Origin of the sequence: Shewanella sp. 10N.286.52.B9, from assembly GCF_002873635.1 — a bacterium.
Lineage (GTDB): Bacteria > Pseudomonadota > Gammaproteobacteria > Enterobacterales > Shewanellaceae > Shewanella.
Genome location: NZ_MCTY01000178.1, coordinates 50,616 through 58,385 on the forward strand (window position 1 = coordinate 50,616; position 7,770 = coordinate 58,385).

The window sequence follows — 7,770 nt, forward strand, 5'->3', positions numbered from 1 at the left end:
TAATCACTTGACCTGATCAAGCGGGCTCCAACGTTGTAATGCTACTGGTATTGCTACGCCTTGGGCGGTCAGTAGATTAATACGTGCTTGATAAGCTGCGCCGTGCATCAAGTGTTTTGCTAAGTCTACCGCATTTCGCTGGGTATAATCATCTAAATAGCTGCCTTTTGCCCATTCATTGAACGCGCCAAGTGCTGGACCTGCCCAAATTTGGTAATCCATTTCACGGCCAACTTCACCTGAATTCGACCAGCGACTTGAAAGGCCAAGGTACCAACGGAAAATAAGCGCCATTTTACGTTTTGGATTACCTTGTGCGCGTTCGATTTGCTTAGGATCGCGTTCGTTAAAATGCGCCACTGTTCCTGCCCAAATCTCATCAAGGCTTGAACGGAATACTTGTTTTTCAAGTTTTTCACGCTCCTCTGCTGGAATCGCTTCAATTGACTCATAACGGCTATAAATCTCATAAAGCTTGTTCGCGCGCATCGGGAATAACGTGCCGCGTTTAACCACTTGCAGTTTCACGCCCATTTCGAACATGTCCGCAGCGGGTGCCATGGTCACGTCAGCCATTTCAGTGGTGGCAAGCAGTTTACGAGTATGTTCACTGGCGCCTGCTTCAACACACGCTTGGTTGATAGAGCCGGTAACAATATAAGCTGCGCCCATATTGAAGGTCGCCAGCGCGGCATCAGGGGTACCCACGCCGCCACCACAACCGACACGAATAGGCGGGTTGTAGTTGTATTCAGCTTGTACCTTGTCTTTTAAGGCCAAGATAGTCGGCAGTAACGTCACTAAAGGTCGGTTATCGGTATGACCGCCAGAGTCAGCTTCTGCAGTAATATCATCAGCCATAGGAACAAGCTGAGCTAGCTCCATTTGCTCGGGGGTGATTAAGCCTTCATCAACCAATTTTTGCAGTATTTTAACTGGCGCAGGTTGCATGAACTTAATCGCGACTTCGGTGCGGCTTACTTTGGCGATAACTTTGTTAGCAACAACCACATTGCCGCTAGCATCACGGCTTAAACCTGCCGCGCGGTAGTAAACAATTTGCGGTGTTAAGCCTAAGAAAGCCGATGCTTCAACGGTGCGTACTTTATGTTTTAAAAATAACTCAACGCTACCACGCTCAAGGGCTGGCTCGCTTGGGCTGTGAATTAAGTTAAACATGTATGGGCCGTTTGGCAGCGCCGCTTGAATGCGGTTAATGGCTTGCTCTACCCGTGAAGGAATTAAGCCCGCAGCGCCAAACGAACATAAGATGCCCGCTTGACCGAGGGCGATAACTAATTCTTCAGATGATATACCATTAGCCATTGCGCCAGCATAGTATGCGTATTTAACCCCGTGTACACGGCGGAAGTTACTATCGCCTAAGCTCTGGGTGCCAAGTGCGGGTGCAAAAGCGCTGACAGGTAAGTCTTGGCCGCTGCTAATGCTTTCTGTGACCACTTGGGCTTTTTGAGAAACCCCTAAGCCTTTTTCAGGATGGCTCACCAAGTAACAAGCTTGGGAAAGCTCTTTTAATTTATTACCGATAGCGGCAGGGTCAAAGCTGGCATCACTTGGGGCAACTTGCCAAGGCCATGGAGATAGCTTTTCGTTTTGAGTGCTAATTGTCATTATTAATCCTTATGCCTCTTCGATACAGATTGCGATATCTTTTACTTCGTAAATTCTTAAGCCATCTTTGCTTAAGTTTGCGTCACCAATAATGATGCGCTTGCCGTTTTCATCTTTCACGGCGCTGATATGCACGTCTAATGACATTTGCTTGTTCAGCGGGTTAATTTGACCGCGATACTTCCACTTTATGTCAGATAAAATCTGGCCAAACTTCGGATTGGTAAAGCCTTTACCTAAGTCTTTACTGATGGCGTAAGTTTGCATTAACTCGATAATAGCTTCAACGCCTAATGAGCCAGGCATAACCGGATCTTGATGAAAATGGAACTGGAAGAACCAATCGCTTGGGTCAATGGTGCGTGAACCCGATAGGTAACCTAGACCATTTTTACCGCCTTTATCAACGATTTCAGCTTTGTCGATAAAGTTAAGCTGACCGCCAGCTAATCGATAATGTGGCTGGTTAGCAGGGGCGTGGAATACCCGCGACTGCTTATCGAGTAAATCGACAGTAATATCAGCGGCGACATTATTATCAATATGCCAAGGATGAGTAATACGGCCGTTATCAATCCCTAATTGGTTTTTAAGGGCGTCGCCTTTAAAGTAACCAAATACTGCGCTGCCTTTATAAAATGGCTCGCCATCAACACTTAATTCAAAGGTAAAGCTTTGAATGATGTTACTACCTGCAATCACGGTGGATAATAACTTTGAGTCATTGACGATAGTTTTACCGCGTAAATCAACATCACGTAATAGCTCACCGCTACCATCTAGGTTACGGAAGAATAACTCTTGGCCCGGGAAACCTAGTGTGGTGCCCATATAGCCTGAGATAAAGCCGTTAGGTTGCAGAGAAATTTCCATTAATACCGAGTAAGGCATCACTGAAGCGTGGCTGTTTTTTGTAAAGTACCAAGCGTCTGCAGGCACTTCGTATTCAGCGATACACGATGACGGCTTTTTAAGTTCGCCACGTTTACCTTGAATATCGACCACTCGCGTAGTGAGCTGCAAATCGCCACATGGGGTACGTGGTGGTATAAAGCCGCGGTAAATGCTGAAGTCTGGGCCAAAACAGTTTTCAATGTTGCCGGTTGCAAATTCGAACATGTGGTATGGCGTAAATGGTAGCGTATCAGGGCTGCGGTTTGGGTAATCAGGAATAAGCGGCGCTTCAACATGTTGCAGCGGAATAACGCCTTTATTGGTTGCAGCAGATAGGTCAGGTATTTGTGACATTAACGGTGCATTTTTTGATGCTTGGCCGCTAGCTTTACTCGTCTCAGTACTCGAAAGAGTCGCAGTGTCGTTAATAACAGTATCGTTAATATATCGCGCGCACTCGCTCTCTTCTTTAAGCATCACACCCAGATTTTGGAAATCAACCACAGCTTTACCGTTAAGCAAAATATCAATATTGGCTTTGGCATATGGGCGAGGGTGAATACCAATCTCAGTCACTTCCATGCGGTAAGTCAGTTCACCGTGTTGTGGCAGAACTTGACCACGACAACGCACTTTTTGCGAGGCATTTTCAAGTGGCTGGAAACGACCATTTTCAACTAAGGTGTGCATACCAATATGCAGCATGAAGAACTGCAGTAATTGACCACAACCTTCAGCCATTAGTGAGCCAGCCATGACTTGGTCGCCCTTAAAGTGACACGGGAAATACCAGTGATCAGGAGCCAGTGTTTTATGACCTTCAATGAAGCCTAAGCCCCATGCGCCGCCATGAACATCTAGATTGACAACTTGCTCAATCATTAAGAATTTTTCAGAGGCGAAGCATAATGAATCTTGCTTACCTGAAGCCAGTTGATGGTTTTGATGCTCACCCGCAAAACAAGCGCCGATATCGGCGTGCAGTAAGTTATGGATTTGACCATAATCAAACTGGGTTTGAGCGCAATGCAATAATGGCTCAAAACGTGGCTTATTCGGGTTGTTAAACGCATCTTCACGCAGTTTAATTTCATCTTCGGTGCGAATTACGCCTTTACCATCATCAAGTTCTTGGTCAGTAAAGAAGCCTGCACAACCACCGTCCATTTTCAGGATCATCTTATCGCCAACAAAACACTCGTAAGAGAAGAAGAATAATAAGGTGTCGCCATTTTTAGCAAAATTATTAATCTTAATGTCATAACGAAGTGTGTCGCCACCGCGAGGTAAGTCTTCTAAAAAGGTCAGCGTACAATCAAGTAAACGATAAACGCGCTCACCTTTGTTTTCAAAATCAATGCCCAAGTAACTGATCAGCATTAAGTCACATTGACCAGATTCAACCGCGACAGCCCAAGGTATTTGGCCATCAACTAAATAGGGCGCATCAACTGGGATATCATATTCAGTGGTCATTGAACATGGCTTATATTGGTTCATGGTGGCATCTAATTTAGTGACGCGCGAGACCAATAAGTAATCAGTGGTAGGCAGGCGTACGCGGCGTGAGTAGTTATCAATAACAGCGTAATCAGGACCAAATACCTTGGCGATGTCGCCTTCAGCGTATTCAACTAAATCAGCATAATTCCAGATACATGGCTTATCCGCAGGGATAGGCGCGATATAAGGTGGCACACTGGCATGATTTGGGCGCAGTGTCGGCGCGACTGCGACTGCAACTGGCTGAGCTAGCACGTTTACTGCTTGAGTCGGGGCGCTTTGTACTGGTAAAGCGTACGACTGACCATTGGCCTGCGCAAGTTGCTGCTTCATCAGTGCATCAGCAACTTTCAAACCTTCATTACGGCTTTTTAAGAATGCCAGTTGCGCTTGATGTGCTAACCACTGGTTTTGTTCAAAAGCAGTTAGATGTGCTGGCGGAACTTGTGCTTGTGCTTGAGCTTGTGCAAGCGAAGGTGTTTGCACTGAAGATGCAGGTTCCTGTTTAGCAGGACTGAACTGGGTAGAACGATCTGAAAACGGCATAGGGGACTCTATTATTGTTGATGGTGAATTCACCATCGCTTGTTTAGTCGTTGAAGTATTTTGCTGCTCACTCATTTGAGGTGCTTCAAAATGTCCTCGGCTCGTCATTGCTGTGACAGCAGCAGACGCTAAGGGTTTTATTTGGGCTGTTTTAGCTCGGATGCTATTAATCTCAGCCAGTGGCGCATTGACAATATGTTGGTAAATATCGCGGCCACCAAGGCTAACTTGCTTAACTAAGCTGAGCTTCTTGGCTGTTTGCTGCTGGATATCGATGTCTAAACGCTGCTGACTCGCACCTTGTTGCTGTGAAGTTTGACTCAGCAATAGCTGTGAACATTGGTTTTCACTCAATGTGGCTATGATTGCATGTTGAGGCTCTGCTGCGTTATTGAGAGCAAAAGACTTAGGCAGTGCTAACAAACCATGTAATAAACTGGCGATTCCCGATGCTGCAAAAGTATGGCCAATACAAGACTGAGCAGTAGTGCTTAGGGACTGGCTAAACAACTGCGATAAGGCTTGCGAAGCCTTGATGCTTGACGAGTTTAAACAAGCAGGCGCTTGGTTTAATTCAACTAATTGAATATCCGTACTACTTAATCCAGTTTGAGTCAGCAAGGTATCAGCGATTGAGCCGACTTGTTCACTATAACCAAATTCAAGGCTTTCAATGGTGCCGTAACTGCCAGCAAAGCCAGATTCACTTGTACCTTCATCAGTCATATCTTGATCAGAAAGCGCGCCTAGGGCTTGATGAATCAAGTCCACATTGGAAGCGTTTGCTTTAGTAGCCTGCAATACGATAGCACCAGCACCTTCACCAATTGATAACGACTGACTTGGCTGAGCACTTGAACTTAAGTGAGCACTGGCACCCGCTTGAGCAAGCGAGGCTGTTTTAAGGACGATATTCTCAATGCTACCTGATAAGTCTACAGCAGCAATAATCACTGCATCCAAAGGCTCTTGGCGAGACTCCATAGCCAGTAGATTTTGCGCCACATCAATACAGCGGTTAACCGATTGCTCACCTGCAGAAATGGTAAACGCAGGGCCGTTGAAGTCCCATAGTGATGAGATGCGCGAGGCCATAATATTGCCAATAAAGCTGGTGTACTGATTCAGCTTGGCGGCATCTAACACGCTATCCATCGCAATGGTTTCAAGGGCTTGGTATTCAGACTCTGACAAGTTAACGCCATGAGCTTTAAGGCTAGCCGCAATTTGGGTATGCAAGTTAACGCGGCCACGGAACTGATGTAATTCAAGTTCAGTTTCCATGGCGACAAGCACTGCAACCTTACTGCCTGATTCAAGCTTTGCGTCATGAATGGCTTCATCTGCGACTTTCATTAATAGCAGTTGTTGCGAGATTAAGCGGTCATCTTCATTAGGCGGCACTTTGAAGCGCAAGAAGTCAAAATCAAACTGATTGATGTATGCCCCTTTTGGCGCCGCTTCACCTTCAAGGTTGATACCAAACTGTGATAATAATTCTGGGTGTTTATCTAAGCCTTTCCAACGTTGTTCAGGCAGGGCAGTAAATGCCGATTGTTTAGCATCAATCGCTTTAGCAAAGGCATTAATGCTTGATAGTGGCCCAAAGTGAGCCGCCATACCGGTAATATGCATTGGCGCTTGGGCGCAGATTGTAGAAGACTGAGCTGTAGAAGTATTAGTCGTAGAAGCACTAGTTGTCGAATTAGCTGCTTGAGCTTTACCTTGATAAGACTCAATTAATAAATGCGCGTTACAACCACCAAAGCCAAATACAGAGACTCCCGCATGACGGGCATTATTTCCCGCTTTGTCTGGCCAAGGCAGTACGTCACTTGGCAAGTTAGTTTTACCAAAAGTACTATTTGGTGAGTTGATGGGTGCGCTGACATTGATACTCGGAGGTAGTACACCTTGGCGCATGGCAAAAATCATTTTCATGATCCCTGGCATACCGGCAGCCGTTAATAAGTGACCTAGATTTGATTTAGCCGAACCAATTAACGGCGTATTAGTGCCATTAAGCTTATCTGCAAAGAAGCGCTCCATTGAGGTCAGTTCAACTTTATCACCTAGTGGGGTTCCTGTTGCATGGCACTCAATCACTTCAATGTTGGCAGGGCCAAAGCTTTCATCATGCATCGCTGCATCAGCATAAGCACGTTCAAAGGCTTTTACCTGGCCGTCGCTATTTGGGCTTAGTACAAATTGACCTTTACCGTCATTAGATAGTCCAATACCGCTCACTAAAGCGTATATATGGTCACCATCACGCTCTGCATCTTCAAGGCGTTTTAGTACTAATACGCCAGCACCTTCACCAGCAAACAGACCTTTTGAATTACTATCAAAAGGCGCTGAAATACCATGATCTGGGTAAGCGTGGAATATGGAAAAACCCATATTAATAAAGAATGGGTCGGCACCTGATACAGCGCCCGCTAACATCATGTCAGCTTTACCAGTATGTAAGTAATCACAGGCAAGTTTTAACGAGTAAACTGAACTAGCACAGGCTGCATCAAGGCTTAATTGCGCCGCGCCTAAACCCAGTGCATCAGCAACCAGTTTGGACGCGTTATGGGCAATGGCACCATTTGACAGTGATGCTGGGATTGGTTGTTGATTAAAGCCTTCACTATCAAATGATTGTAAATTGAAGTTGGGTTGCTGCAATTTATGCTGCAAGGCTTTTTCAACTGCGCTGTGATATAGCGGTACAAATAATTCATTTGATTTTGCGGTTGGGAACGACAAGGTTCCCATGACAATACCGGTGCGATTAAGCGTTAGATTGTGCTCAGCATTATTAATATCAATACCCGCATCAATAAGGGCTTTACGGGCAGTATCGGTCGCCCATAAAAAGCTGTCGTCTAAGCCGTTAAATTGCTGCGCTGGAATGCGGTAACCTTCAGCATTAAAGCTGAAGTTTTGAATGTAGCCACCTTTGTCGCAATAAAAGCGGTCTGATTCACCTTGTACACCCTGATAATCGGCCGGATTAGCGTTCAGTTTTTGACTGCTAATGGTGCTGCGAGAATCTTTTTTATCCAGCAGGTTTTGCCAAAATTTAACCGGCGTGTCTGCGTCAGGGTATTGGGTGGCTAAGCCGACGACTGCGATTTTAGGGACGCTGCCAGCGTTATTTTTATTAGCATCGCTAGAGGCAATATTTTTCATATTCGATTGAGA

At 45.6% G+C, this 7,770-nt stretch carries 2 protein-coding genes; both read right to left on the minus strand.

The window, feature by feature from the left end:
- Positions 1-3: 3 nt before the first annotated feature.
- Positions 4-1,632 carry an eicosapentaenoate synthase subunit PfaD gene (gene pfaD / locus BCU91_RS12695; protein WP_102437546.1) on the minus strand — a complete coding sequence of 543 codons (1,629 nt, stop codon included), beginning with the start codon at positions 1,630-1,632 and terminating at the stop codon, positions 4-6.
- Between the two features lie 9 nt (positions 1,633-1,641).
- Positions 1,642-7,758, minus strand: a complete 6,117-nt coding sequence (locus BCU91_RS12700) for a beta-ketoacyl synthase N-terminal-like domain-containing protein (protein ID WP_102531627.1) — start codon at positions 7,756-7,758, stop codon at positions 1,642-1,644.
- Positions 7,759-7,770 lie beyond the last annotated feature (12 nt).